Below are 26,149 nucleotides of genomic sequence, written 5' to 3' on the forward strand. Positions count from 1 at the left end.
ATCTCTGAGTTGACCACACATAGCGTAGGTCACGGGATCCTCTTAGCCTCGCTTCATGCCTGAACCGGATCCCCCCGTTCCCGACCAGAGCCCGGCCCGCCGCGAGATCACCCGCGCCGACGTCCCGGCCCTCGCCGCGGGCGCCGCCGTGTTCGGCACCGGCGGTGGTGGTGCCGTCCATGGCGCGCGGCTGGCCGTGGAGACTGCGATCGACCGCTACGGGCCCGTCCGGCTGATCTCGGTCGACGAACTGGGTGCGGACGACATCGCCATCGTGCTGACGGTGATCGGCGCCCCGTCGGTGGGCATCGAGATGCCGTCCTCGAAGGACCAGCCGCGGATCCTCGCCCGCGAGATCGAGCGCGCCATCGGTCGGCCGGCGACCGCCGTGATGGCGGCCGAGATCGGCGGCAACAACGGGGTGGCGCCGGTCGGGTGGGCGGCGGAACTCGGCCTGGACGTGCTGGACGCCGACGGGATGGGCCGCGCGTTCCCCGAGGCGACGATGATCTCGATGAACGTCGCCGGGCTGCACAGCGAGTTCACGGTCATGGCGGACGTCGTCGGCAACGTGTCGGTGCTGCGCACCATCAACCGGGCGTGGCTGGAGCGCCACGCGAGGGCGCTCACCGTTGCCAGCGGCGGTATTTCGATGGCCGGCGGCTACGTCATCACCGCGGCGAACGCGCCCGGCGCCGTCATCGAGGGCTCCGTGAGCCGCGCCATCGAGGTCGGCCGGACGCTGCTCGCCGCGACTGAGCCCGTTGCCGCGCTGGCCGCGGAACTCGGTGCGCGCCTGGTCATCGGCGGCAAGATCACCGACGTCGAGCGGAACACCACCGGCGGCTTCACGCGCGGATCGGTGACGATCGAAGGCGTCGGCGGCGACCGGGGCCGGCTCGTCCGCGTGGAGATCCAGAACGAGAACCTCGTCGTCCTCGAAGACGGCCTCGTCGTCGCGATCGTCCCGGACCTCATCACCGTCGTCGACTCCGAGACCGGCGAGGCGATCTCGACCGAACTGCTGCGCTTCGGACAGCGCGTGAGCGTTCTCGCCTGGCCCTGCGATCCCTTGTGGCGCACGCCAAGAGGTCTCGAACTGGCCGGGCCGAGGGCCTTCGGTTACGACCTCGACTACGTCCCCCTCGCCGGCGATCTCGAAGGAGCCGGCCAGTGAGCGCCACGAGTGAGGTCGCCGTCGGGATCGACGTCGGCGGCACCAACACCGACGCCGTCGCGATGTCCGGCGCGGGTGAGGTGCTCGCCTGGACGAAGAGCCCGACCACCCCCGACGTCACCGGCGGCATCCGGGCGAGCCTGGGCAAGATCCTCGGCGAACTGGGGGAGCGGCGCGGGCTGGTCGGCCGGATCATGCTCGGCACCACGCACGCCACCAACGCCATCGTGCGGCGGCGCAACCTGGGTCGCGTCGCCGTCGTCCGGCTCGGCGCGCCGGCCGCGACGGCGGAGCAACCGCTGTCCGGCTGGCCGGCGGACCTGCGGGACACGGTGCTCGCCGGCAGCGCCCTCGTCGGCGGCGGCCACCTCGTGGACGGCTATCCCATCGCGCCGCTGGACACCGACGGCATCCGGCGTTTCCTGGACGGGCCGGCGGGCGCCTTCGACGCGGTCGCGGTGACGGGCATCTTCAGCCCGTCCTATCCGGAGCAGGAGCTGGAGGTCGCCCAGCTGATCCGCGATCACGGCGTCGCCGTGCCGATCGCCGTCAGCAGCGAGATCGGCACCCTCGGCCTGATGGAACGGGAGAACGCCACCGTTCTCAATGCCGCGCTGTATGGCGTCGCGCGCGATGTCACGGCCGCCCTGATGACCGCCGTCGCCGAACAGGGGCTGGACGCGGCCACGTATTTCGCCCAGAACGACGGCACCCTGATGGCCGTCGAGTACGCCGCGCAGTATCCCGTGCTGACGATCGGATCGGGGCCCGCGAACTCGATCCGGGGCGCGGCGTACCTGTCGGGCGCGGACAACGCCATCGTCATCGACGTCGGCGGGACGACCAGCGACCTCGGCGTCGTCACGGAACGGTTTCCCCGCGAGTCGACGATGCCGCGCGAGGTGGGCGGCGTGCGCACGAACTTCCGGATGCCCGACATCCTGAGCCTCGGCGTCGGCGGCGGCACGATCGTCGACGCCGGAACCGGCTTGCCGCGCAACGATTCCGTCGGCTACCGGATCGCCGAGCAGGCGCTCCTGTTCGGCGGCGCCACGCCGACCCTGACCGACGCCGCGTCGCTCGCGCGAGTGGTCGTCGACGGGCGTTCCCTCCCCGCGCTGTCGCCGGCGACGCGGTCCGGCCTGCGCGCCGCGCTCGCCGTGGCACACGACCGCATCGAGTCGGCGGTGGAACGGATGTCGCTCGGCCGGACGGGCCTGCCGCTGGTCGTCGTCGGCGGTGGCGGCTTTCTCGTGCCGGACCGGGTGCTGGGGGCCAGCGAGGTCGTCCGCCCGGACCGCGGTGACGTCGCGAACGCGGTCGGCGCCGCCATCGCGCTGGCGGGCGGCCGCGCCGACGAGCTGTGTGCGGCCGGCGAGCGGACGGACGCGATCGCGGAAGCGAGCCGCGCGGCCATCGAACGTGCCATCCAAGCGGGCGCCGACCCGGCGCGGACGGAAGTTGTCGACGTGCTGGAGACCCCAGTGTCGTACTCCACCCCACCCACGGTCCGGGTCTCGGTCAAGGCGGCCGGCCCACTGGCCCGGATCGGCCAGACCCCTGCCGGACATCTCCCACCGATCAAGGAACGCGTATGAAGTCGAGAGTGCTTCCCCTCTTCGCCGCGCTCACGGCGGCATCGACACTCGCGGCATGCGGGTCGTCGACGCCGGCCGGCGGCGACGATTCCTACGTCTCGGGCGGTAACTACACGGCGGCACTCCAGGGTGACCCCGGCACCCTGAGCCCGCTCAGCGGGATCTCCCTCGAGGCGCGGGCAATGGTGTCCTACGCCTACGAGGATCTCGTCCACGTCACCAAGAACGGTGACTTCAAGCCTTGGCTGGCCACCAGCTGGACAGCGACCGGCACCCAGATCACCTACCAGCTGCACAGCGGCATCACGTGCTCGGACGGAACTCCCTTCACCGCGGAGACGGCCGCGAACAACATCAACTACAACGCCCAGAAATCGCATGCGACCTTCTACTACGGCAGCCAGGTCGACGAGCGGCTGCACGCGTCGGCGACGGGCGACACGCTGACGATCACCAGCAACGAGAACGATCCGTTCCTGCTCGCCAACACGGGGACCATCGCGATGGTCTGCCAGGCCGGCCTGGACCACCCGGACACGCTCAAGACGCAGACCAGCGGCACCGGGCTCTACGCCTTGACCTCGGCGCAGTCCGGCTCGGCGTACACCTACACCAAGCGCAAGGACTACAAGTGGGGTCCCGGCGACGTCACCAGTGACACCGTGGGACTGCCCGACACCGTGACCGTCAAGGTGATCCCCAACGAGTCGACGGCCGCGAACCTGTTGCTGTCCGGGGACATCAACGCGGCCACCGTCAAGGGCGACGACCAGCAGCGGCTCAGCGCGGCGAACCTGGCCACCGTCACCGAGCGGAACCCGATCGGTGAGGTCCTGTTCAACGAGCGCACCGACCGCGTCACCGCCGATCCCTTGGTGCGCAAGGCACTCATGCTGGCGCTCAAGCGGCAGGACGTGGCATCCGTCGTCGCCAACGGGGCGGCCGAGCCGTCGGTCTCCCTCGTCGTGAAGAACCCGCTCCTGTGTGTCGCGGGCGGTCCGAAGTGGACACTGCCCGACCAGAACCTGGCCGAGGCAGGCCAATTGCTCGACCAGGCGGGCTGGACGCTCGGCGCCGACGGCAAGCGCGCCAAGAACGGCAAGCCGCTCACGGTGAAGTTCATCTACGACGCGGCGACACCGTCGCACGCACCCGCCGCGGAGCTGGTCCAGCAGTCGTGGAACAAGCTGGGCGTGACGACCACGCTGTCCGCCAACGACGCCAGCGCCTGGTCCGCGCAGCTGTACCAGACGTTCGACTGGGATCTGGGGTTCGTCCAGATCGACCCGGGCAGCCCCGCCGTCGCCGCGACGTTCTTCAACGGCGCCACCCCGGACAAGAGCGGCAACAACTTCATGTTCGTCGACAACCCCGAATACGACGCGCTGATCAAGCAGGCGCAGAGCGCGTCGCCGGACACCACGTGCGGGTTGTGGCAGCAGGCGGAGGCGGCGCTGGTGAATCGCACCGACGTCTACCCGATCACCGACAGCGAGCTGGCGACGTACTTCAAGGGCGCCAAGTTGACCGACACCCTGTTCTACTCACCGACCGAGATCCGGATGCTGGGCTGAGCCATGACGATCCCGTCGACCGCGAGCATCGAACCGTCCGCTTCGCCGCCGGAGGGCGACGCCACGCGCCGACGGGGTCGTCACCTCCCGGGCCTGTCACCCCGGCTGACCTTCCTGCGCCGCCGCGTCATCCGCGTACTGGTGTCGCTGGCCCTGGTGGTCGTCGCGACCTTTCTGATCGTCCACATTGTCCCCGGCGATCCGGTCCGGGCCGCGCTGGGCCCGAGCGCGACACCGACGCTGGTCGCGCACGCGCGGGCCGAACTGGGCCTGGACAAGCCCGAGCTGCAACAGTTCGCGGACTACGTGACCGGGCTCTTCCACGGTCACCTCGGCCTCTCGCTGCAGACGCAGCGGTCGGTCGGCACGACGCTGGGCGACCGGCTGCCGGTGACGCTCACGCTGGCCGGCGTCGCGTTCGCCGTGGCGGCCCTGCTCTGCGTCCCCATCGGGATGCTGACGGCCGTCGCGGTGTACCGGCGCCGGCGCCGCTGGCTCGGCAACACCGTGCAGTGGCTGCTCGGGGCGTTCATCGCGATGCCCGACATGCTGCTTGGCGTCGGACTCATCGCGTTGTTCGGCATCACGCTGCACGCCTTGCCCGTCGCCGGGTGGGGCACGTTCGCGCAACTCGTGCTCCCCGTGGTGGCGCTGGCCATCGGGCCGATGTCCTATCTCGCGCGGATCGTGCACGTGGAGATGCTGTCGGTGCTGGAGACGCCGTTCATGACCACCGCCCGCGGCAAACGGCTACCGGCTCACCTGCGCTACCTCCGGCACGCACTGCCGAACATCATCACCGGGGCGCTGACAGCGGGCGGCCTGGTGCTCACCGGACTGGTCGCCGGAACCGTCATCATCGAAACGGTCTTCGCCATCCCCGGTCTCGGCACCACGATCGTCACGTCCATCACCGCGAAGGACTATCCGATGATCCAGGGCGTCGTCCTGTTGTACGCGAGCCTGGTGCTCGGGCTGAACCTGGTCATCGACCTGATCCTCACCGCCCTGGACCCGCACTCGTCGCTCCTGGAGGGCTGACCGATGCGGTACAAGCCTTGGCACGCCTTGCGATCGCCCCGCGCCGTCAGCGGACTGGCGGGCGTTTTGCTGCTGGTGTTCATGATGGTGTTCGCACCGCACTTGTGGGCCGACGCGGCCTCGGCCGCGAATGTGGCGGAGCGGCTGCAGCGGCCGTCCGGGAGCCATCCGCTCGGCACCGACCAGCTGGGCCGCGATCTCCTCGCCCGGGTCCTCGTCGCGACCCGCCTGTCCCTGCTCCTGACGCTCGGCTCGACGGCGATCGCCGTGTGCGGCGGCGTCGTGCTCGGCATGGTCGCCACGGTGGTGCCGCGGGTGTTGCGTCGTGGATTGACAGCGCTGCTGGAGATCCTGATGTCGTTCCCGTGGCTGCTGCTCACCCTGTTCTTCACGGTGATCTGGGGTGCCAGCGCCAAAGGCGCGCTGCTCGCCGTCGGGTTCGCCGGCATCCCCACGGTCGCGCGGCTGACGTACACCATGTCCTCGTCGGTCGCGGGACGCGATTTCGTCCGCGCCGCAAGGATTGTCGGCGTGGGTCCACTGGGGATACTCGGGCGGCACGTCCTGCCGAACATCCGGCCGGTGCTGGTGGTCAACGCGGCCGCCGTCGCGTCGGTGACCCTGCTGTCCTTCACCGGCCTGTCCTTCCTCGGGCTCGGCGTGCAGGCACCCGACTACGACTGGGGCCGGCTGCTCGCCGAGGGCGTCGGCAAGATCTACGTCAACCCGGTCGCCGCGCTCGGACCGGGGGTCGCCGTCCTGGTGACCGCGCTGATCCTGAACACGTTGGGAGCACTGGCAAGTGAGGCTGCCGGGCGCACGCCGAGAATCGCCGGCAAGGCCGCGCCGCGGCTGCGTGCCGCCAGGATTCCGGCCTCGGCGGACGAACCCGTCGTCGAGGTCGAGGACCTGCGAGTGAGCTTCCCCGACGGCAGCGGCGGGCTGGTGGAACGCGTGGCCGGCGTGTCCTTCACGATCCGGCCCGGTGAGACCGTCGGCATCGTCGGCGCGTCGGGTTCGGGCAAGTCGGTGACGGCGATGGCGATCGCCGGACTCCTCGGCCCCGCGGCGCACGTGCGGGCGACCACCCTGCGATTCCAGGACATCGACATGTCCGGCGAGCCGGACGCGGCGGCACGCCGGAAGCTGGGCCTCGGTCTGAGCGTCGTGTTCCAGGACCCCCTCACCTCGCTGAACCCGGTGCTGACGATCGGGCGTCAACTCACCGAGGTCAGCGAGGTGCACGGCGACCTCGGCCGACGCGACGCCAGGCGGCGAGCCCAATGGGCGCTGTCGCTGGTCGGGATTCCTTTGCCCGCAAGACGTGCGCGACAGTATCCGCACCAGCTGTCCGGCGGGATGCGGCAGCGGGTGATGATCGGCATGGGGCTGATGGGCACGCCCGCCCTGCTGATCGCGGACGAGCCGACGACGGCGCTGGACGTCACGGTCCAGCAGAACGTGCTGCGGGTGCTGCACCAGGCGCGCGAGCGGACCGGCAGCGCGATCCTGTTCATCTCCCACGACATCGCGCTCGTGAGCGGCTTCTGCGATCGCGTGCTGGTGATGAAGGACGGCCTGATCGTCGAGGAACTGGACGCGCGTCAGCTCGACCGCGCGCGGCACCCCTACACCCGGGCGCTCATCGCGTGCGTTCCGCACATGACGACCGATCGCACCCGCCCGCTACCGGTGATCGCCGACTTCGACGGATCGGAAGACGCCGAGGAGATCCACGCATGAGCCACACCTTGGAGTACGACGGCCTGAGCGTGCGGTACGGGCGCGGTGGGTCGGCCCATCAAGCCGTCGACGACGTGAGCCTGGTCGTGCGCCCCGGCACCGTGCACGGCCTCGTCGGCGAATCCGGGTCGGGGAAATCGACGCTGGCGGCGGCGACGGTCGGCCTGGTGCGTGCCACGAGCGGCGCCATCCGGCTCGACGGCACGGAAGTCACCCGTGGCACCGCGGGACGACGGGCACGGCGCCGGATCCAGCTCATCTTCCAGGACCCGCACTCGGCTCTCGACCCGAGGATGTCGATCGGAACCTCGATCGCCGAGGCGATGCGGGCGAGTGGACGGCGTCGAAGCCGCGTCGAACGGCGTCAGCGCGTGCGGGAGCTGCTCGAACTGGTGGACATCGAACCGGACCGCTACCGCGAACCGCCCGCCGGATTCTCGGGCGGTCAGCGGCAGCGGATCACCATCGCCCGTGCGCTCGCGGCGGAACCGGACGTGATCATCGCGGACGAGATCACCTCGGCGCTGGACGTCTCGGTGCAGGGCGTCGTCCTCAACCTGTTGCGCGAGCTGCAAAGCGAGCTGAACCTGACGATGCTGCTGATCTCGCACAACCTGGCGGTGGTCCGGTACGTCTGCCACACCGTCACCGTGCTGCGCCACGGGCGCGTCGTCGAAACCGGGGACACCGAACGGACGCTCTCGGATCCACAGGATCCCTATACGAAGGCCTTGCTCGATGCCGTACCCGTGCTGGGGGAGCGGCCGGATTGGGGGAGTGTCGCATGAGGACACCCGGGCTCGTGGCCACGAAAACAGGGCCGGTCCTCGGCCTGGCCGGCGCGGACGTCGTCGAGTTCCGGGCGATTCCCTTCGCGGGCCCGGTGGGCGGCGAGCGCCGGTTCCGGCGCGCGGTGCCGCCCGAGCCGTGGCGCGAGCCGCTGCGAGCCGGCACGTGGCCGAAGATGGCGCCGCAACCGTGGGGTGGGATGACGGCGGAGAACGAGGCATACGCCGCTTCCGTCTTCGGCGATCCCTACGTGACGTCGTGGACCGAGGACGGTCTCTACCTGAACCTCTGGACCCCCGCACCGGACGACGCGCTCAGGCCGGTGCTGGTGTGGCTGCACGGCGGCGGCTTCTACTTCGGACAGCCCACCAGGGAACGGGAAAACGGCCGGGTGCTGAGCGCGCGCGAGGACGTTGTGATCGTGGCGCCGTCGCACCGGCTGGGCCCGCTCGGTTACCTCGACACCCGCGAGCTGTTGGGCGGGGACGCCAATGTCGGGCTGCACGACATCGTGCTCGCCCTGGAGTGGGTGCGGGACAACATCGCCGCGTTCGGCGGTGATCCGGGCAACGTCACCGTGTTCGGCGAATCCGGTGGCGGGCAGAAGGTCCACGCGTTGCTGGCCATGCCGTCGGCGGCGGGGCTCTTCCACCGTGGGGTGTGCCAGAGCGGGGTGTTCCGGGCACCGACCATCCCCGGTGGCATCTCCCGTGAGCGTGCGCGTGCCGTGACCGACGCGATCGTGGCGCAGGCCGGTGGTGCCGGCGCGCTCCTGGAGCTGCCCGCCGACCGGCTTGCCGTGCTGGCGTTGCCACCGGGCGAGGTGTGGCAGCCGGTCCTGGACGAGGCATCGCTGCCGGTGCCGGTGCCGGAGGCGATCGCCGCCGGTGCGTCGGCCGGCATTCCGCTGCTGCTGGGCACCGACGCCGACGAGATGCGGGTGCTCGGCCGCGACTACGGGATCCCCTCGACCCTCGAGGAACTCGCAACGGCTCTCGGCAGCGAGGCATTGGCGCGCCATTACCTGGGTGGAGCCGGATCGGGAACGCCCGCCGCACGGCTCGCCGGCGAGCGCGCGATCACCGACGCGTGGTTCCGGATGCCGGCGATCGCGCTCGCGGAGAGCCGGATCCGGGCCGGTGCGGCGCCGGTTTTCCTTTACGAGGTCCGGTGGAGCAATCCGGACCGGCCGGATGTCGGCGCCGGGCACGGCACGGAGACGACCCTGGTCTTCGGCAACCTCGACGCTGTCGGCGCGTTCCGTGGCGTCCCGTCGGGCCGGTCCTTGTCCGTCCACATGGGAGCCGCGTGGGCGTCCTTCGCGCGCACGGGCACGCCGGTCCTGCCGGACGGTCCCTGGCCGGCTTACACACTGGAGCGGCACGAGACGGTCCTCTGGGACGACCCGCCCGTGCGCGCCGACGACCCGGCGGCGCCTGATCGTCTCGCCACGGCGGCGGCTCTCACACCGCGCGATGGGTGAGGGTGCCGCTGACGATCGTGGTGAGGACCGGCATGGTCCGCAGTGCGTCGCGGTCGTACTCGCGCGGGTCTCCGCCGATCACCACGAGGTCGGCGGGTTCGCCGACGGCGACCGTGCGGCGGCCGGCGCCGGCCGCCGCGAAGGCCACCTCCAGCGGAATGATCTGTTCGGGATGCCACGCGGGCCGGTCGTCGCCGGTGCGGAAGACCGCGTCGGCGATGGCCACCCTCGGGTCCAGCGGGCTGACCGGCGCGTCGGAACCCAGCTCCAGCCGGGCAGCGGCGGCATGCAGCGACCGGTACGCGTAGGCCCGGTCGGTCCGGCCGGACCAGTGCCGGTCGGCCACGTCCCGGTCGGTCACGGCGTGCTGCGGCTGGACCGACGCGATCACGCCGAGTTCCGCGAACCGCGGCATGTCCCGCTCACTCACCAGCTGCGCGTGCTCGATCCGGCCGGCACACCCGACCCGCGCGAACGCGTCGAGCACCTCGTGGTTCGCCCGGTCGCCAATGGCGTGCACCGCGGGCTCCAGCCCCGCCGCCCACGCCTTGCCCATCAGCTCGACCAGCTGGCCGGGCGGGACCAGCGAGAGGCCGCACGCGTCACCGGCTTCGGCGGGGTGCGGATACGGATCGACACACCACGCGGTCCGGGTGTTGAGGGACCCGTCGCTGACGATCTTGTACGGACCGACCTGGACCCGCCCGTGGGTCCCGGGGACGATCCGGCCGCTGCGGTGGCCCGCCGCGATGGCCGCGTCCAGCCACGCCGTCCAGATGCCGGCCCGCACCCGGATCGGCACGGCACCGCCTCGGGACCGGCGTTGCCACGCCTCGACGTTGTCGGCGTAGGCGAGGTCGGTCAGCCCGGTGACCCCGAGGGAGGGGAGCGTGGCGACGGATTCCTCGATCCAGGCGTCGAGCTCCTCGACAGGCATCATCGCGGCGAGCCGCGCCTTGGTCTCGATGGACTCGGTCTCCCGCAACACACCCGTGGGGTGATCGCGCATGCCGACCAGGTCCAGTGCCGCACTGCTGAGCCACGTCGTGTGCAGATCGATGCTGCTGACGGCCACCGGCACGTCTCCGACCAGCTCGTCGAGGAAGTGCTTGTGCGGCGCCTGTTCCCACAGCGCCGGGACAATGCCCTGACCCCACGTGAGGTGCGCCCCGCGCTTGCCGTCCCGCACCAGCATTGCGGCTTCCCGCGGGCTCTTCGCCGCGCCGAGGTCGATGCTGCGCAGGTTGCGCACCCACTGCTCGACGTGCACATGACTGTCGACGAAGCCGGGGACGAGCGTGGCGTCGTCGAACCTGATCACGTCGGTGCCGCCCTCGGGCGTGTTGCTGCCGGCGGCGCCGATCGCCGCGACCCGGTCCCCGGTCACGAGCACGTCGGAGCGCGGCCCACCGAGCCCGAGGCGGACGTTGCTGAGCAGGATCGAACTCATCGGGCGATTCCTCCGTTCACGTCGACGCGGGCGGGTGTACCCGCCCGGCGGGCGTAGTCCGGCACCGTTCCCGGCCAGGCGAACTCCGGCTGTGCGAGCATGCCTGAACGGTAGAAAGCCGCCGGGGTCGCCGCCATTGTCGTCAGGTCACGAGCCCGGGCCCGCGACTTGTCGATCCCCACAAGGGTTTCAGCCCCGCGGTCCGCGCAGGGCGTTGCGTAGCTGGAGCCACGTCACGAGCGTCTCGTCGCCCGCGTCCAGCGCGACCCCGAACATCTCCGTCAGCCTGCGGACGCGATAGCGCGCGGTGTTGTCGTGGATGTTGAGGGCTTCGGCGGTCGCGGTGATGCTGCCCGCGGAGCCCAGGTACGCCAGCAACGTCCGGGCGTAGTCGGTGCCCTGGCCCGCGTCGTGCTCGAGGACGGCGCGCACGGCCGGCAGCCGCAGTACGTCGTCGTCGATCGGCGCTCCTGACCGCAAGCAGGCAAGGACGACCTGGCTGCGTACGTCGTGCAGCGTGGCGACACCGTCGGACGGCACGTCAGCCCGTGGATCCAGCAGCGTGTCCACGACCCGTGCGGTGAGCCGCCGGGAATCCGGCACGGTCGCGAGATCGTCGACGACGGCGCCGAAACCGATGACCAGGTCAACCTTGGCCGATCTCCGGGCCGCGGTCACCAGGTCGGTGCCCAGCCTGCGCAGCCGGGCGGCCAGGCGCCCCTCGCCACGCTGATCGGCCGGCGGGTCGAGCACCGGAAGCAGCAGCACGACGTCGCCTGCCTCCAGGACCGTCGCCGATTCCGGATGCCAGTACTCGCCGTGCAACGTGATCAGGTCGGCGACGCGGGCGGCGTCGGTGGCCCGCAGTCGCGAGGCACCGGCGGGGCGCACCATCGCCAGGACGAACGAGACACCCGCGGGCACGGACAGGGCGGCCGCGGCACTCGCCGGGTCGAGCGAGGAGGCCAGCAGGCCACGCAGCGCCTCGCTGCGCCGCTCCCGCTCGGGACTGATGGAATCCTTTGCCCGCAACAGATGCAGCGCGACGCTGCGGGCGGCGTCGACCAGGGCGCGATCCGCGTCGTCGACGAGCTTCGGCCGGTCGACGAGCACGAAGATCACGCCGAGCACCTGGTGGCCCGCCCGTACGGCGACGGCCAGCCGGTCGGCGTACTCGGGATGGGCGCTTTCGAACAGCACCGGACCCTGGGACGTGATCACGGCCTGGTACTCGGCGGCGTTGCTGGGGCGTTCCGGGGTCCGGCGGCCGAGGATCGCCAGCCGCCGGATCTCGTCGATCTCCTGATCCGGCAGGTTGGAGTAGGCCAGGATCCGGCCGTCGATCTCCTCGATCGTGACCGGCCCGCCCAGCGAGGCCGCGATCGCGTTGGCGAGGCCGAAGAGATCACCGGTGCTGCCGGCGTCCTCGGCGATGGCGACTCGCGCGGCACTGGCCGCGGTCACGAACGCGTCGAGGTGCCGCCAGGCCATTTCGTCGGGCGTGCACAGCAGTGCGATGCCCGACTCACGGGCAGCCGCGGCGGCCAGGCCGAGGTCCTTGCCCCACGCCTTCACCACGACGGCGCTCGCCCGCGCGGCGGCGGACTGCCGGATCCGGCCGGCGATCTCGGCGGGATCGGACCGGCCACCGGTCAGCAGGACGACAGCGCCGGCGACGTCGTGGATCGGTTCGTCCGGGCCGTAGACCACGGGTTCGCCGGCAGGCCTTTGCAGCTGTGGCTCCGTGCCGGTGACGAGCCGGAGCGCGTGCGGTCCCAGATTCTCCAGCAGATCGCGCAGCGTCCCGGCGGCCCCCGAGGACGTCGCGGCGAGTAGTGTCACCGACCGCGCAACGACCTCGCCTACGTCCATCGCCCCAGGTTATAGGGCGCGTTTGTGGCTGAGCACAACTCGACGCCGTCGAGTGCGTGGACCTCACCAGGGCGAAACCGGTGTCGGACCGGAGACGATGCGACCGCGCCCCGGCCCGGAGGAGGACAGTCAGAAGTGGACACTCGTGGTCCTGAGAGCGCTCGCGTGACCCAGCGCGGCGGTCCGCTGGCGGGCATCGTCGTGATCGACTGCACCTCGGTGGTGATGGGGCCGTACGCGACGTCGCTGCTCGCCGACCTCGGCGCCGAGGTGATCAAGGTCGAGCCACCGGCCGGGGACGTTGGGCGCCGGATCGGGCCGAAGGCGGCCGACGGCCTCTCGGCGCTCTCGCTTCGGTTGCTGCGCAACAAAACCTCCGTCGTGCTCGACCTGGCGGCCGACGACGGTCGGCGCCGTCTCACGGACCTGGTGGCCGGGGCCGACGCGGTGGTGACCAACATCCTGCCGAGCGCCCGGGCACGTCTTGGCCTCGACTACGACTCGCTCGCCGCGGTGCGGCCGGACGTCGTCCTCTGCACGGGCCAGGCGTACAGCTCGCATTCCGACCGGCGCGACGTCTCCGGTTACGACGACACGGTCCAAGCGCTGTCCGGCATGGCCGACAGCTATCGCCTGCGCTCGGGCGAACCGGCGTACTCGCCGTCCATCACCGCCGACAAGACGTGCGGCCTGCTGATGGCGCTCGCGACGGTCTCGGCCTTGTACAGCCGCCTACGCGACGGCGCCGGGCAGTGGGTGGACGTGCCGATGGTCGACAACATGGCCGCGTTCAACCTCGTCGAGCACCTCGGTGGCCACGCCTTCGACCCGCCGCGCGGCGACGTCGGGTGGGCGCGATCGCTGGCGCCGGGCAGACGCCCGCATCCGGCCAGTGACGGCTGGGTGTGCGTCATGCCGTACACCGACGGGGACTGGCGCCGCTTTGTCGTGCTCGCCGGGCGGGAGGATCTGCTCGACGATCCGCGGTTCGCCACCGTGGGGCAGCGCAGCGACCGATCGGACGAGGTCCAGGCGGTCATCGCGGGGTTCGTCGCCGCCCGGACCGTCGCGGAGGTCGTGTCGTCGTGCCAGGGCGCCAAGATCGCCTGCGCCCCCGTGCGGACCCTGGACTCCCTTGTGGACGATGACTACCTCCGGGAGCGGCGCACCGTGGAGACGCTGGAGCATCCGACGTCCGGCCATTACCGGAACGTGCGACTGCCACTGGACTTCAGCCGCACCCCACTCGGCGACGACGCTCCCGCACCGCCCCTCGGTGGCTGGCCCCAAGACTGACCGCCCAGGCCGCCGGTCCGGGTATGCGTCACGCGGCAGCGCGGACCGCGTCGCCGAGCAGGCTCAGGCCCTTCTCCAGTTCGTCGTCCGTGATGGTCAGCGGAGGCATGATCTTGACGACCTGGCCCCGCGAGCCGGCGGTTTCCACCAGCAGGCCGTGCTCGAAGGCGGCCGTGGCCACGCGCTGGGCGAGGTCACCGCTGCTGAACGCCAGGCCGCGGGCCATTCCGCGGCCTCGGGGCACCGTCGGCGCACCCGGCACGGTTTGCGCGAGTTCGGCCAACGCGGTCGCGATCTGGCTGCCCTTGGCCTCGGTCGCCTTGCTGAGGCTGTCGTCGGCCCAGTAGCGCCGGAGCGCGGCGGTCGCGGTGACGAACGCCGGATTGTGGCCCCGGAAGGTGCCGTTGTGTTCACCGGGTGACCAGATGTCGATGTCCGGCCGGATCAGGTTCATGGCCATTGGCAGGCCGAAGCCGCTCAACGATTTGGACAGGCACACGATGTCGGGCACGATGCCGGCGAGTTCGAAACTGAAGAACGGGCCGGTCCGGCCGCAGCCCATCTGCACATCGTCCACGATCAGCAGCACGTCGTGCTGCTGGCACAGGTCAGCAAGGCCGCGGAGCCACTCCGGCCGCGCGACGTTGATCCCGCCCTCGCCCTGGACGGTTTCCACGATGATCGCCGCCGGCCGATCCATCCCGCTGCCCGGATCGTCGAGCAGGCGCCTCAGCCAGCTGAAGTCCGTGGCCGCGGACGTGCTGGGGTCGTCGTAGGGCAGCGGAGTGGCGTTGGTCAGCGGGATCCCCGCCGCGTTCCGGTGGAACTGGTTGCCGGTGACCGACAATGAGCCGAGCGTCATCCCATGGAAACCGTTGGTGAAGCTCAATACCTGAGCACGCCCGTTGACCTTGCGGGCGAGCTTGAGCGCGGCTTCCACGGCATTGGTGCCGGTCGGCCCGGGAAACTGCACGTGATAGGACAGTTGCCTCGGTCTCAGCACGAACTCGTCGAATGCCATGAGGAATTCCCGTTTGGCCGTCGTGCGCATGTCGAGCGAGTGGATGACACGAGCGGTGCCGAGGTAGTCCAGCAGAGCTTCCTTCAGCGCGGGGTCGTTGTGCCCGTAGTTGAGCGCACCGGCGCCGGCGAAGAAATCGAGGTAGGCGCGGCCGTCCTCGTCGAAGAGCCAGCTGCCCTCGGCCTGGTCGAACACTGTCGGCCAGGCGCGGCAGTAGGTGCACACATCGGATTCCAGGGTCTCGAAGATGTCAGTTGTGGCGGTATTCATGTGCCATTTCACCTTGTGTCAGTTGATTCTTTGGACCGGTGATTTCCGCGGCCGGATTGCCGCTCCACCGGGACCGCGGCAGCGGTCGCTGTGCTTTCATGAGGAAGGAGTTGGCGGAAAGCCCCGCGCCTTCCCCCAAGACGACTCCATAGTGGACGAAGGCGGCGACTCCGACGGTCGCACCGGCCCGGATGTCCACGTAGTCCGACTTGAAAACCCCATCTTCCAGCGAGTGCCCCTGTAGCGCGCTCGCCATGTTCAGCGTGCAGTGGTCACCGATACTGGTCAGGCTCCGTTCCACGACCCCGCACCCGTCATCGAATACGCGCCGGCCGCAGCGGACGCCGAACAGGCGCCAGGCCAGGGACTTGACCGGTGTGCCGTCGAAGATCCGGAGAAAGACGATGGACGGTACCTTCCAGAAACGCTCGTGGCGCCAGAACGGGATCTGGTAGATCGAGCAGAATTTCGGCGACAGCCGGCGGAAACCGAGCGCGGCGCGCTCGATGAGCGCGAAGTAGCCCACGGTGAAGGCCAGGTCCAGCAGTACGGTACCGACCGTCCCGGCCACCACCCCCGTGGTTTCCGTGCGGCCGAAGGGCAGCAGGGCCACGATCACCAGGCCCGTGAGATAGACCCACCGCACGAGCAGGAACAACCCGGCGGTGGTGGCGTTGTGCCGGTTCTTCGCGCCCAGCCGGCGCGCTCGTTCCGGGCCCGTGGCCAGGTGGTCGAAGCTGTGGTCCCGGCGCACCGAGCGGGGAATCTCGAAACTGGGCGAGCCGAGCAGGCCCACGCCCGTGCGTACCTCGCCGGTGACCGGGACCATCACCTTGGTCCCCAGGAGACAGTCGTCGCCGGTACGGCCGCCCGCCGGGTAGGCGATGTTGTTGCCGACGAAGTTCTTCTTGCCGATGCTGGTCATCCGCACCCGGAACGCGTCGCTGGTGAATTCCGCGTTGAGCAAGGACAGGCCGTCGGAGACCATCGTCGCGGTGCCGACCGCGGACAGCGTCGGCATCTCGTGCCGGATCTCCGTGCCGAAGTTGGAGCCGGTCTGGACCACTGGCGCCAGCCGGTACCCCAGTGCGCGGAGGTAGTGCACGATCGCGGAGCTGTCGCCGAACAGCAGGGTGAGCAACCTGATGTTGGTCACCCGGTTCAGGGTCCGGTGCAAGGAGTAGTGGAGGCCGTACAGGGGGTAGGCGCGATCCGGCCGGACGACCCAGCCGAGCAGCCGCCCCGCGGCGCCCGCGGCGAGACCGCCGACCAGGATCGCGCCGACCACCAGCCCGCCCGCGATCAGCATCGCGTCCCGGTAGAACGCCCATTCGGCCGGCTGCTGGGCTCCGCTCACCCAGTGCACCAGCGGGGTCGCGCGGGCGAACAGCAGCGCGACGACAGCCACCTCCAGCGGCCCCACCACAACGCTCGCGAGCAGCAGGCGTCCGATCGAATACCAGGTTCGCCGCACCCAGCCGCAACGGCGGGACGCGGTTGCGTGGTACTCGCAGCCCCCTTCCGCCGCCCGGGCCGGGCAGCCGTGCCAGCACCGGCCGCCGGGCACCAGTTGGCCCGGGTGCAGTGCCGAGGCGTGCCCCAATTGCGCGCCGTCGCCCAGCGCGGTGTCGACGTCGAGAACGGACTGTTCGCCGACGAAGGCGTTCTCACCCACTTCCACCGTGCCGATCTCGAGCACACCGTCGTCGGCCCGGTACCCGTTGAGGTAGGTGTCCTTGCGGATGACCGCGTCGGCGCCGATGGACACCAGGTCGGTGCACACCGGAATGTGCTGGGTCAGGATCAGGGCCCGCGGGCCGACCCTCGCGCCCAGCGCCCGCAGATACCAGTTGTACAGCGGGCTGCCGACACACAATCGCGCGAACGGGTTGCCGATCACCAGGGTCTTGACGATCCAGAACCGGACGTAGCCCACGCTCCAGATGCGGATGCGGGCGGGACGCCAGCGGCCGATCAGCAGCCACTTCACCGCGATCGGCAGCAGCCCGGACGCCAGCAGGGTCCCCGCGCCGAACGCCGTGAGCCGCGCGTACACCAGCACCGGACTGCCGGCGCTGATGGCCCAGCCGAAGCCGTAGTTCACCAGCAGCGCGGTCAGCGTCAAGTAAGCCAGGAACGCCATCAGTTGCAACGCACCGCACAGTGCGTATCTGGGCCTGCCCTTAGCCGGCGGAAGCGCCGCATGTCTGGCTGCTTCGGCGCTCGTGCTCGAAGCCGGCGTCGCCTGCCGCAATGCCGCGACCATGTCCCGGACGCAGCGGTGCCGGTACAGCTCGCGCATGGACATCGCCGGCAGGTCCGCGCGTTGCCGCACCGCGCTGACGAATCGTGCCAGCAGCAGGGAATCCAAGCCGAGGTCGGTGAAGAAGTCGCTGGTCACCGATACCCGATCGACGTCCAGCAGGTCGGCCAGCGACTCCGCCAACACCGTTTCGGCCGGGCCGCTCGGTGGCACGTGCTCGCCGCGCGTGGCCAGCCGGCGAGTGCTTTCGGGCGCCGGCAGGTGCTTGCGGTCGGCTTTGCCGCTGGGCAACATCGGTACCTCGGCCACCTGCTGGAGGTACGCGGGCACCATGTAGTCCGGCAGGCGTTGCCGGAGGCGGAGGTCGATCAGGTCGGCGTAGTCGACATCCCGATCGGCTTCCGGCCGCAGGCTGAAGTAAGCGACCAGCTCGACCAGCTCCGGTTGGGGGCGGTAACTGCTCACCACGGTTTGCGCGATCCCGGGTACTTCGCGCATCACCGACTCGATCTCGGTCAGCTCGATCCGGTAACCGCGCACCTTGACCTGCGTGTCGATCCGGCCGTGGTGTTCGAAGTCGCCGGCCGAGGTCATCCGCGCCAGATCACCGGTCCGGTAGATCCGGTCCGACGGGTTGGCGGGCATCCCGACGAAGTCGGTGATGAACGTGCGTTCGGTCAGCTCGGGGCGGTTGAGGTAGCCCTCGGCCAGCCCGATCCCCGAGATGCCGAGTTCGCCGAGCTCGCCCGCCGGGAGCACGCGGTCCGATTCGGGATCGAGGACCACCATGGAATAGGTGGGCAGCGGCACCCCGATGGTGACCGGCCGCTGTGGATGGAGCGTGGTCCAGCTCGCGGTGACCGTTGCCTCGGTCGGGCCGTAGACGTTGAGAAACCGGCGGCCCGGCCGGTACCAGCGCTCGACGAGATCCGGGGGACACGTTTCCCCGGACACCAGGAGAAATCGCAGGCCCGCGACGTTCTGGCCGAGGGTCGTCAGCACCGTCGGGACACAGCACAGTGCGCTGACCCGCTGGTCTTCGAGGAACGTGCGCAGGTCGTCCCCGACGAGATTCACGCCGGCCGGTTTGGGCACGAGGGTGGCGCCGACCATCCACGACAGCCAGATCTCCTCCACGGAGAAATCGAAGGCCACCGTCATGCCCTGGTACATCCGGTCCGTCCCGGTGAGCCCGTAGGTGTCGGCGGCGACCCGGACGAAGTTGCAGATCGCGCTGTGCCGCACGGGCACGCCCTTGGGGCGCCCGGTCGAGCCGGACGTGTAGATCACGTAGCAGATGTCGTCCTGCCCGGTGCCGGTGATCGCCGGCCGTGGCGTGGATTCGGCGGCCGGTTCGGAGTCGAGTTCGTCCAGGGACACCGGCACGGTGCATTCGCGCATGGCCTCGATGGCGCTGCCGGCGTCGCCGCTGCACAGCACCAGGCGCATGCCGGAGTCCGAGGCGATGTACGCCAGCCGGTCCGGCGGGAAGGCCAGGTCCAACGGTACGTAGGCCGCGCCCGCCTTGAGCACCCCGAGCACCCCGACGTAGGCGTGTTCCGGCCGGTCGAACAGGAGCCCGATCCGATCGCCCGGGCCGACACCGCGCCGCACGAGCGAATGCGCCAGCCGATTCGCTCGCTCATCCAACCCGGCGTAGGTGATCGTGACGTCCTCGCCGTCCACCGCCAGCGCATGGCCCTGCCCCGCCCGCAACAGCTCGCGGCACCGGTCCTCGAACAGGTTCTCCAAGCGCTCACCCGGGTGCCACCTGATCGTCATTTCGCTGTCCGCGGTTGCCGCCGTCCCGGCCGGCAGCGACCACAATCGAGCACGCGGTACATCGCCGTGTGCTCCGCTGGTTCTCTCCTCAAGATCCGTTGTCATGATTCCCTCGCTGACAAAAGGGGATCCGCATCAACGTCACTACGCGATCTTTTTTGCCCCTGATACCCGAATATTGTGAAAATATCGAACGGCGTCGCTCGTCACGTTCGCAGTTACCCCACGATGGCCATCGCCGACCGACTGTCGCCCCGCCGGCAAAGACAGGACGGGCGCGGAGAATGCGCAGGGCCGCGCCCTCGTCGGACAGACCTACATGCCCGACTCAGCCTAGGTCGATTCGGCTGAGTACGCCTGCCGGTGCACGCGAAGACGCGATGTTTTCCGCCGGCGGCGTCGATACGGCGAAGGAATTTCAGCGCGACGACCAGCCATATCTCTAATCAAGTTCGGCATGCGCACGCTATTCGGTTCAGTGACCGCCATCGGCCGTTTGCGGTATGAATGCGTTCACCGCATCACCCAGATTGTCCGATGTGGACTGATGGGTGCGGAGCCGGGGTGGACACGATCTTGACCGCACCGATGAGTTCTGGGTGGATCCGGCGTCTGTACCCCTGGACACACCGACAGCGGTGGGGCGGAAGCAATCGATCCGGACAGTGATCCGGCGGGGTACGAGGCACGGTGAGCGGTACCAGGGTGTTGGTGGCGGGGGCGAGCATCGCGGGGCCCGCGTTGGCGCACTGGTTGCGTCGGCGGGGGGCCGAGGTGACCGTGGTGGAGCGGGCCCCGGAGCTGCGTCCCGGTGGGCAGGCGGTGGATGCGCGCGGGGTGGCCAGGGAGGTCATCCGGCGGATGGGGCTGGACGCGGCGGTGCGGGCGGCCTGCACCGAGACCATCGGCGCGCACACCGTGGATGTGGACGGCAACGTGCTGGAGACCTACCGCGCGGATGACGACGGCGGTGACGGGTACATCTCGGAGATCGAGATCCTGCGCGGGGACCTGTCCCAGGTGCTCCACGACGAGACCCGCGACGGTGTCGAGTACGTTTTCGGTGACCGGATCGCCGAGCTCACTCAGGACGCGGATGGGGTCGACGTGGTCTTCGCGGGCGGTGGCCGGCGGCGCTTCGACCTGGTGGTCGGGGCGGATGGGCTGCACTCGGCGCTGCGCGCGATGGTCTTCGGGCCACGTGAGCGGTTCGTCCGCCATCTCGGGCACGTGCTGGCTTTCTACAGTGTGCCCAACGAGTTCGGGCTGGACCGCTGGCTGATCGAATATCAGGAGTCCGGGTCCGGGCGCTCCGCCCTCCTGCGGCCGATCCAGGACGCCACCCGGGGGATGGCCATGTTCTCCTTCCGTGCGGCCGACTTCGACGTCGACTACCGCGACGTCGAGGCCCAGAAGCGCCTGCTGCGCGAGCGGATGGCCGGCCTGGGCTGGTTGACTCCGCGCATCCTCGCGCATCTGGACGACACCCCGGACTTCTATCTCGACCAGGTCGCTCAGGTGGTGATGGACCGCTGGTCGAGTGGCCGGGTGGGGCTGCTGGGGGATGCGGCGTTCAGCTCGTCGCCGCTGTCCGGGCAGGGCACCGGGCTGGCCCTGGTCGGTGCCTATCTGCTGGCCGGCGAGCTGGCCGCCGCCGGGTGGGACCCGCAGGCCGGGTTCGCCGCCTACGAGGCGCGGATGCGTTCGTTCGTCGAGGCCAACCAGGAGATCGGCCGGTTGAACGCCCGCAGCCGCGACGTCCCCGGGCCGGACGCCGAGCCGAGCCCCGATTTCGCCGGCGAATGGTTCACCGAACTGGTCGGGTGCGCGCTCAATGGCATCGAACTGCCCGGCTACGCGGACGTGCCGGACTTCGGGGCCCCGGCCGGAACGCCGATACCCTCCTCGGCCAAACCGTAGGCGTCACCTGACGTGCCGAGCCTCCCCGCAGTGGATTCCTTACTGCTGCCCAAGTGTGAGCGGTACGCCGAACAGAACGTGAGCGAGAGTGGCTTCGAGTTGATCGACGTAGTCGGACGCGTCGATCTGCCCTTCGAGCGCCGAATGCAACACGGGCAGGCTCTGCGCGCGTACGAGCACCGGCACGCCGAACTCGTAGGCCGCCGCCGTCCGGGAAGCGATGGTCTCCTCGCTCGCGCCGTCCTCGATCGGGACCTCGACGATGCGCTCGGGGGCGTCCGGGGCGAAGGTGGGCAGCAGCGGATGCCTTGTGCGAAGGGTGAACGTGCGCCACGACCGTGCCGTGTGAAGGTCGAGCGAGTTCTGCCCGCGTTCGACGCGATCGCGCATACGTTTGAACGCCCCGAAGATGAGCGGAGCGGTCGTAGCCGATGGCGCGAGCCGGGCGAACGCCGCGGTCTCCTTCTCGAATGCCGTGTCGACCGGCTCGGAGAGTGCGTCCAGCACGACACCGAGGATTTCCTGCCGCGCCGCAATGGTGATGTCGCCGGTGATGGCATCGAGTTCCGCACGCACGTGGGCCAGCTCGGCGTCGAAGTCCTTGTCGCCGGGGACGCCACCGGGAACCTGATAACCCTCGCGTTCCCAAGGCTGTCCACCACCGGCCGGGCCGACGCGGCGAAGCCATTTCTTGGCCTGCGCTTCGACGTCCTCGCGGGTCGATGCGAGCTCGTCGACCAGTCCGCGGTGGAGTGCCCACCGTGGGGTGTAGGCCGCTCCTTCGCCGACGGTTTCCCGGATCGCGGTCGCCATGCCGACCAGTCGCGCGGATCGCACCGTGCCACCGCCGCCGGGAAGGATGCCCATGGTTCGTTCCGCGAGCTGCCAGCGCACCGCCGGGTCATCGAGTCCCACCCGGTAGTGCGCGGCCAGGGAGATCTCGAAGCCGCCGCCGAGCGCCGAGCCGACCAGCGCGGCCGCGACGGGGCGTCCGATCGTCTCCAGGTCACGCAGTTGCTGGCGGAACTCGGCCGCGAGATCCCATGCGGGCCCGGAATCGTTTGGGGCGTCCGTGGGCAGGTAGTCCGGGCCGGCGAAGAACGAGTTCTTGCTCGAGGTCAGAAGAACGCCGGACACATCGTCGATGTTGTCGCGGAGATACCGCAGTACGGCGTGGACGCCCTGCACGTGTGCGGACGTCACCAGGTTGGAGCGGGCACCTTCGGAATCGAAGGTGACGACGACGAGTCCGCCTTCCGCGCGTTCCCAGCGAACCGAACCGGAACGGTCGACCATGGGTATTCCTTTCTTATGAGTTGGCGGAGATGCCTGCGAGGGTTTCGGCGATGAGTTCCCGGGAACGCTGCCGAAGCTCCGGGTCCGTCACCATGTCGTGCAGCACGATCTCGGCGACGCCGGTTTCCCGGACCAGTGGTTCCAGTTGCTGTGTCAGGGACTTCGGCGTCCCCGAGATCTGCGCTGGAATGACACCGTTCTCGATCGTGCTCGACTGCCGTTTCGCCGAAGCGCTGAGCTCGGTTCGGGCCTGGGCCACCGTGGGGATCGGCCGGTCCTTACCGAGGGAACGCAGGGCCCGCGCGGGCCAGGTCAGCTCGTGCGCTGTCTCCTCGTCATCCGCCGCGACGATGTTCAGTCCGAGAACGATCTGAGGTTCTCCTGTTCCGAACGGTGTCGGCCGGAAGCTCTCGCGGTAGCGCTGGAGCGCGGGCCTCATGATCGCCGGGTTGATGTGCGCGCCGAACGTGTAGCCGATACCGAATTGACCTGCCAGTCCGGCGCTGCCACCGGATGAGCCCATCAGCCACATCCCGGGCACGTTGGTGATTCCCCGCGTCAGGTCGATCGAGGCGAACGGATGCGCCGGGTCGAACGCATGGTGGAAATAGCCGACGATTTCCCGCACCTGCTCGTCGAAGTCGTTCGACGGTGCCGACCGGCGGTCCTGGCGCAGTGCGAGGTCGACCACCGGGCCACTGGTCGAGCGGCCGAGGCCCAGATCGATCCGGCCCGGAGCCATGGCCCCGAGCATCAGGAAGCGCTCGGCGACGCTGAACGGACTGTAGTGATTGAGGAGAACCGCCCCGGACCCGAGCCGGATACGGGACGTCCGCGCGATGGCGGCCGAGATCATGATCGCCGGGTCGTGCGAGGCGTAGCTGAGGGCGCTGGGGTGCTCGCCGAACCAAACCCGGTGGTAGCCGGTGCGCTCCGCGTCCACCGCCGCGGCGAGTGCGCGCTCCAGCGCCATGGTCCGATCGTCTTGCGGCGCGATCGGCGCCAGTTCGAGCAGTGAATACCTCATGCGTGCCTCTCGTGCCATCGACCGGAGGACCTAAACGGCGGGCCCCACCACTTAAGCATATGGCGGGCCCCGCCGTTTTGCAATCCGCGGCTGGCCCGGCGACCGGAACCTCAGGTCGCCGGGCTGATCCCCTCGATGGAGATCCGCAGGAGCCGGTGCACTTTCGACATCCGATCCGAATGGCCGGCCGTGGCCAGCACGAGTCCCAAGATGATCATGAGCAGGTCGCCGGGTGTGATGTCCGACGCGATCTCGCCGGCCTCTTGGGCTCGGTGCAAGAGTGGCGTCACGGCGGTCTGCAGTGAGCTGAAACAGGAGTTGTCGGTCAGCGAACCGTCCGGCTCACCGTAAGAGAGCGCCGCCACGAGTCCTCTGGTCGATACGCAGTAATCGACGAGTTCGCGGAGCCACGCGAGCACGACTTCCCGTGGTGCGTTCGGCGAGTCCTGAAGTGTGCGCGAGTACGCGCACAGATCGTCCACTCGTGCGCTCGACACGGCTTCGAGAAGCGCGTAACGCGTGGGGAAGTGCCTGCGGACGGTCGCCGAGCCCACCCCCGCCACCCGGGCGATCTTCTCCAGCGACGCGTCACCGCCCTGGCTGGCAACCTCGGCCTTCGCAACGGCGAGAATCCGCTCGTAGTTGCGGCGGGCGTCGGCCCGCTGGGACGTGGGCACGGGTAACCTCCGACACCTAAACGGTGAGGTCCACCGTATCAGACGGTGCGCCGGAGGACGGTCGCGTTCTTGCTACCTGCGGCACCTTCACTTTTTCGGAGGTCAGTCGCCGACACCCGGGTATTTCTGTTCGACAGCACAAAAAACGCGGGTGGCGGCCTCCTGCTGCATGGGTGACCGCCACCCGCTTTTCGAGCGGCGGTTTCCTGGGGGACGAAACCGCCGCTGGTCTTGAGGGGACTAGTGGCTGGGGTGAGTGACGGGTGGTTCGGCCGCGTGCTGGGTGCCGGGGACGTCGGTCTTTCGCGCGCCAGTGCTGTGGTTGTTGGCTTCGGAGGGCATCGACGGCGTCGCGGCGCGGGTCTGGCCCGGCGGTTCGTGGCGCTCGGCCAGCAGCGCGGCGCAGTAGCCGTCGACCTTGTCCTTACCGCCGGCCGTGGTGATCAGGAAGGTGAAAGCCGGGCTCTCCAAGGCTTTTCCGTGTTCCGAACCGGCACCCGCCGTGTAGGCCTGGCACAGGCCCGTCAACGACGGCGTGGGGGACGCGCTGTGATCGTCGGCGTTCGCGCTGCCGGTCGGGTGGCCCGCCGCGTTCTCGTCCGATGTGGTCGAGGCCGCGGCAGCGGATGTGGTTGGCGCGGCACTGGAATTCCCACTGACGCTGGAATGTCCGCCCCCGGGTGTGGGCAGGTTGCCGGTCGCGGCCACCGCGGCGACACCTCCGGCGGTCACGACCGTGGCCGCGGCGGCCACCGCGGCGATCTTGGTCGTGAGTATTTTCGCCAGCGCGATCTTGATCATTGCGCGTCTCCGTAGCTGGGGGGCGGGGGAGAGACGAGCGGTCCGAAACGCCATGACCGCGGCGTTTTCGCCCGCCAGCTCACCGCCACGGGCCGGGGCAGCCGCCGCGTTGAGCAGGTCCGCAAGCCCACGGTCACCCGCGACACGTCGACCGCCGAGCAGTTGCTCAGCGGCCCGCCGGGGCAAGCGTCGAAATTGGTACGTGCTCATCTCACCTGCTTCAGCGCCGATGTCCTCAGTTGCGTCACACCACGACCTGAGCTGCGGCTTTCCGCCGGATCCTCGGGGTGTTCGAGATACTCGGCGAGTGTGCGCAGCCCGCGATAGGCAGCGGTGCGCACCGCGCCCGGGCGCTTACCCAGCACCTTGGCCGCCCGTGCGGCGTCCAGTCCCATGACCACCCGCAGCAGTACCGCTTCGGCCTGGTCGCGGGGAAGTTTCGCGATCAGCGCCAGCGCCGCGTCGGTGCCGATCGCCTCCATCGCCGACCCCGCGGTGTCCTTGCCCGCCGGTACCGCCGCCAAGTGTTCGTCATCGCCGGTGGTGACCGGACGTCTTCGTCGCTGCCGCACCAGATCCAGCGCCCGGTGCCGGGCGATCGTGGCAGCCCAGCCACGAAACCCGTCCAGCTCACCGCGGAACCCGCCCAGGTCGCGGGCGATCTGCAGCCACGCCTCGGACGCGACATCCTCGGCGTCCTCACCGACCAGCACCCGCAGATAACGCAGCAGGCCGGGCTGAACATGGCGATACAGCACGCGAAACGCGTCCTCGTCACCGGCCCGTGCCGCACGCAACACCGCCGCTGAATCCGGCATGTCCGGCACCGCGGACAACCTTCGCGCCACGACACCGTCCGACACGACCTGCCCGTCACCGTCACGGTGGACCGACACCAGCACCCTCACTACCTCGAAACCAGGCCGCCTTTGACCGCGACATCATGAGCCACACCAGCACCGTTGCGTAACCCCGGCGTGACCGAAGGTTCCGGCCATGAAAGCCATGGACCCTGTCAATTTCCCACAATGACGACCTCGTCATGTCCACTGTGGACAAAATGGCTGCC

At 69.7% G+C, this 26,149-nt stretch carries 18 protein-coding genes; 9 read left to right on the forward strand and 9 right to left on the reverse strand.

From position 1 onward, the window contains the following. Positions 1–55 precede the first annotated feature (55 nt). Genes LOZ83_RS32390 through LOZ83_RS32420 form a run of 7 tightly spaced genes read left to right on the forward strand, consistent with a single transcriptional unit; the run spans position 56 to position 9,405 of the window. Positions 56–1,177 (forward strand): DUF917 domain-containing protein, encoded by a 1,122-nt coding sequence (locus tag LOZ83_RS32390; protein ID WP_236795562.1) that lies wholly within the window; start codon positions 56–58, stop codon positions 1,175–1,177. Continuing rightward, positions 1,174–2,775 carry a hydantoinase/oxoprolinase family protein gene (locus LOZ83_RS32395; protein ID WP_236795563.1) on the forward strand — a complete coding sequence of 534 codons (1,602 nt, stop codon included), beginning with the start codon at positions 1,174–1,176 and terminating at the stop codon, positions 2,773–2,775. The genes LOZ83_RS32390 and LOZ83_RS32395 overlap by 4 nt, the downstream gene beginning before the upstream one ends. Then, positions 2,772–4,349, forward strand: coding sequence for an ABC transporter substrate-binding protein (locus LOZ83_RS32400; RefSeq protein WP_236795564.1), 1,578 nt, complete (start codon positions 2,772–2,774; stop codon positions 4,347–4,349). Before LOZ83_RS32395 ends, LOZ83_RS32400 begins: the two co-directional genes overlap by 4 nt. Before the next feature lie 3 nt (positions 4,350–4,352). Continuing rightward, entirely contained in the window at positions 4,353–5,390 is a 1,038-nt protein-coding gene (locus LOZ83_RS32405) for an ABC transporter permease (protein WP_236795565.1), read from the forward strand. Between the two features lie 3 nt (positions 5,391–5,393). Beyond that, on the forward strand, positions 5,394–7,133 hold the full coding sequence (locus LOZ83_RS32410; RefSeq protein ID WP_236795566.1) for a dipeptide/oligopeptide/nickel ABC transporter permease/ATP-binding protein: 1,740 nt from the start codon (positions 5,394–5,396) through the stop codon (positions 7,131–7,133). Next, positions 7,130–7,921: an ABC transporter ATP-binding protein gene (locus tag LOZ83_RS32415; protein WP_236795567.1), complete on the forward strand. Its 792-nt coding sequence runs from the start codon at positions 7,130–7,132 to the stop codon at positions 7,919–7,921. The genes LOZ83_RS32410 and LOZ83_RS32415 overlap by 4 nt, the downstream gene beginning before the upstream one ends. Then, on the forward strand, positions 7,918–9,405 hold the full coding sequence (locus LOZ83_RS32420; protein WP_236795568.1) for a carboxylesterase/lipase family protein: 1,488 nt from the start codon (positions 7,918–7,920) through the stop codon (positions 9,403–9,405). The genes LOZ83_RS32415 and LOZ83_RS32420 overlap by 4 nt, the downstream gene beginning before the upstream one ends. Here the strand turns inward: LOZ83_RS32420 and LOZ83_RS32425 are convergent. Further along, positions 9,386–10,855 (reverse strand): amidohydrolase, encoded by a 1,470-nt coding sequence (locus tag LOZ83_RS32425; RefSeq protein WP_236795569.1) that lies wholly within the window; start codon positions 10,853–10,855, stop codon positions 9,386–9,388. The genes LOZ83_RS32420 and LOZ83_RS32425 overlap by 20 nt on opposite strands. Before the next feature lie 189 nt (positions 10,856–11,044). Next, positions 11,045–12,727, reverse strand: a complete 1,683-nt coding sequence (locus LOZ83_RS32430) for a CdaR family transcriptional regulator (RefSeq protein WP_236795570.1) — start codon at positions 12,725–12,727, stop codon at positions 11,045–11,047. A 135-nt stretch (positions 12,728–12,862) separates the two neighbouring features. Between LOZ83_RS32430 and LOZ83_RS32435 the strand changes: the two genes are divergently transcribed. Further along, a complete protein-coding gene (locus LOZ83_RS32435; protein WP_236795571.1) occupies positions 12,863–14,023 on the forward strand; it encodes a CaiB/BaiF CoA-transferase family protein in 1,161 nt (386 codons plus the stop codon). 28 nt (positions 14,024–14,051) lie between these two features. Here the strand turns inward: LOZ83_RS32435 and ectB are convergent, their stop codons facing one another. Further along, complete coding sequence (gene ectB / locus LOZ83_RS32440) at positions 14,052–15,314, reverse strand: diaminobutyrate--2-oxoglutarate transaminase (protein ID WP_236795572.1); 1,263 nt, start codon at positions 15,312–15,314, stop codon at positions 14,052–14,054. Further along, entirely contained in the window at positions 15,295–19,359 is a 4,065-nt protein-coding gene (locus LOZ83_RS32445; RefSeq protein ID WP_236795573.1) for a Pls/PosA family non-ribosomal peptide synthetase, read from the reverse strand. The genes ectB and LOZ83_RS32445 overlap by 20 nt, the downstream gene beginning before the upstream one ends. A gap of 690 nt (positions 19,360–20,049) precedes the next feature. On the opposite strand from LOZ83_RS32445, the gene LOZ83_RS32450 reads away from it, so the two are divergent. Continuing rightward, positions 20,050–21,279 carry an FAD-dependent monooxygenase gene (locus tag LOZ83_RS32450; RefSeq protein ID WP_236795574.1) on the forward strand — a complete coding sequence of 410 codons (1,230 nt, stop codon included), beginning with the start codon at positions 20,050–20,052 and terminating at the stop codon, positions 21,277–21,279. 39 nt (positions 21,280–21,318) lie between these two features. On the opposite strand, the gene LOZ83_RS32455 is transcribed toward LOZ83_RS32450, so the two are convergent. The 5 genes from LOZ83_RS32455 to LOZ83_RS32475 all read right to left on the reverse strand — a co-directional run bounded on the left by LOZ83_RS32455 (position 21,319) and on the right by LOZ83_RS32475 (position 25,982). Next, on the reverse strand, positions 21,319–22,575 hold the full coding sequence (locus LOZ83_RS32455; protein WP_236795575.1) for an enoyl-CoA hydratase/isomerase family protein: 1,257 nt from the start codon (positions 22,573–22,575) through the stop codon (positions 21,319–21,321). A gap of 13 nt (positions 22,576–22,588) precedes the next feature. Then, complete coding sequence (locus tag LOZ83_RS32460) at positions 22,589–23,602, reverse strand: MsnO8 family LLM class oxidoreductase (protein ID WP_236795576.1); 1,014 nt, start codon at positions 23,600–23,602, stop codon at positions 22,589–22,591. Between the two features lie 110 nt (positions 23,603–23,712). After that, entirely contained in the window at positions 23,713–24,279 is a 567-nt protein-coding gene (locus LOZ83_RS32465) for a TetR/AcrR family transcriptional regulator (RefSeq protein WP_236795577.1), read from the reverse strand. Positions 24,280–24,519: 240 nt separating this feature from the next. Beyond that, a complete protein-coding gene (locus LOZ83_RS32470; RefSeq protein WP_236795578.1) occupies positions 24,520–25,080 on the reverse strand; it encodes a hypothetical protein in 561 nt (186 codons plus the stop codon). 206 nt (positions 25,081–25,286) lie between these two features. After that, positions 25,287–25,982: an RNA polymerase sigma factor gene (locus LOZ83_RS32475; protein ID WP_236795579.1), complete on the reverse strand. Its 696-nt coding sequence runs from the start codon at positions 25,980–25,982 to the stop codon at positions 25,287–25,289. Positions 25,983–26,149 lie beyond the last annotated feature (167 nt).

It is taken from the genome of Amycolatopsis sp. GM8, assembly GCF_021653975.1.
Classification (GTDB): Bacteria; Actinomycetota; Actinomycetes; order Mycobacteriales; family Pseudonocardiaceae; genus Amycolatopsis_E.

Coding starts and splice junctions, on each gene's coding strand:
- LOZ83_RS32430 (WP_236795570.1), bottom strand. CDS start 12,727: ATGGACGTAGGCGAGGTCGTTGCGCGGTCGGTGACACTACTCGCCGCG.
- LOZ83_RS32460 (WP_236795576.1), bottom strand. CDS start 23,602: ATGAGGTATTCACTGCTCGAACTGGCGCCGATCGCGCCGCAAGACGAT.
- LOZ83_RS32445 (WP_236795573.1), bottom strand. CDS start 19,359: ATGACGATCAGGTGGCACCCGGGTGAGCGCTTGGAGAACCTGTTCGAG.
- LOZ83_RS32420 (WP_236795568.1), top strand. CDS start 7,918: ATGAGGACACCCGGGCTCGTGGCCACGAAAACAGGGCCGGTCCTCGGC.
- LOZ83_RS32400 (WP_236795564.1), top strand. CDS start 2,772: ATGAAGTCGAGAGTGCTTCCCCTCTTCGCCGCGCTCACGGCGGCATCG.
- ectB (WP_236795572.1), bottom strand. CDS start 15,314: ATGAATACCGCCACAACTGACATCTTCGAGACCCTGGAATCCGATGTG.
- LOZ83_RS32415 (WP_236795567.1), top strand. CDS start 7,130: ATGAGCCACACCTTGGAGTACGACGGCCTGAGCGTGCGGTACGGGCGC.
- LOZ83_RS32425 (WP_236795569.1), bottom strand. CDS start 10,855: ATGAGTTCGATCCTGCTCAGCAACGTCCGCCTCGGGCTCGGTGGGCCG.
- LOZ83_RS32390 (WP_236795562.1), top strand. CDS start 56: ATGCCTGAACCGGATCCCCCCGTTCCCGACCAGAGCCCGGCCCGCCGC.
- LOZ83_RS32410 (WP_236795566.1), top strand. CDS start 5,394: ATGCGGTACAAGCCTTGGCACGCCTTGCGATCGCCCCGCGCCGTCAGC.
- LOZ83_RS32405 (WP_236795565.1), top strand. CDS start 4,353: ATGACGATCCCGTCGACCGCGAGCATCGAACCGTCCGCTTCGCCGCCG.
- LOZ83_RS32470 (WP_236795578.1), bottom strand. CDS start 25,080: ATGATCAAGATCGCGCTGGCGAAAATACTCACGACCAAGATCGCCGCG.
- LOZ83_RS32455 (WP_236795575.1), bottom strand. CDS start 22,575: ATGGTCGACCGTTCCGGTTCGGTTCGCTGGGAACGCGCGGAAGGCGGA.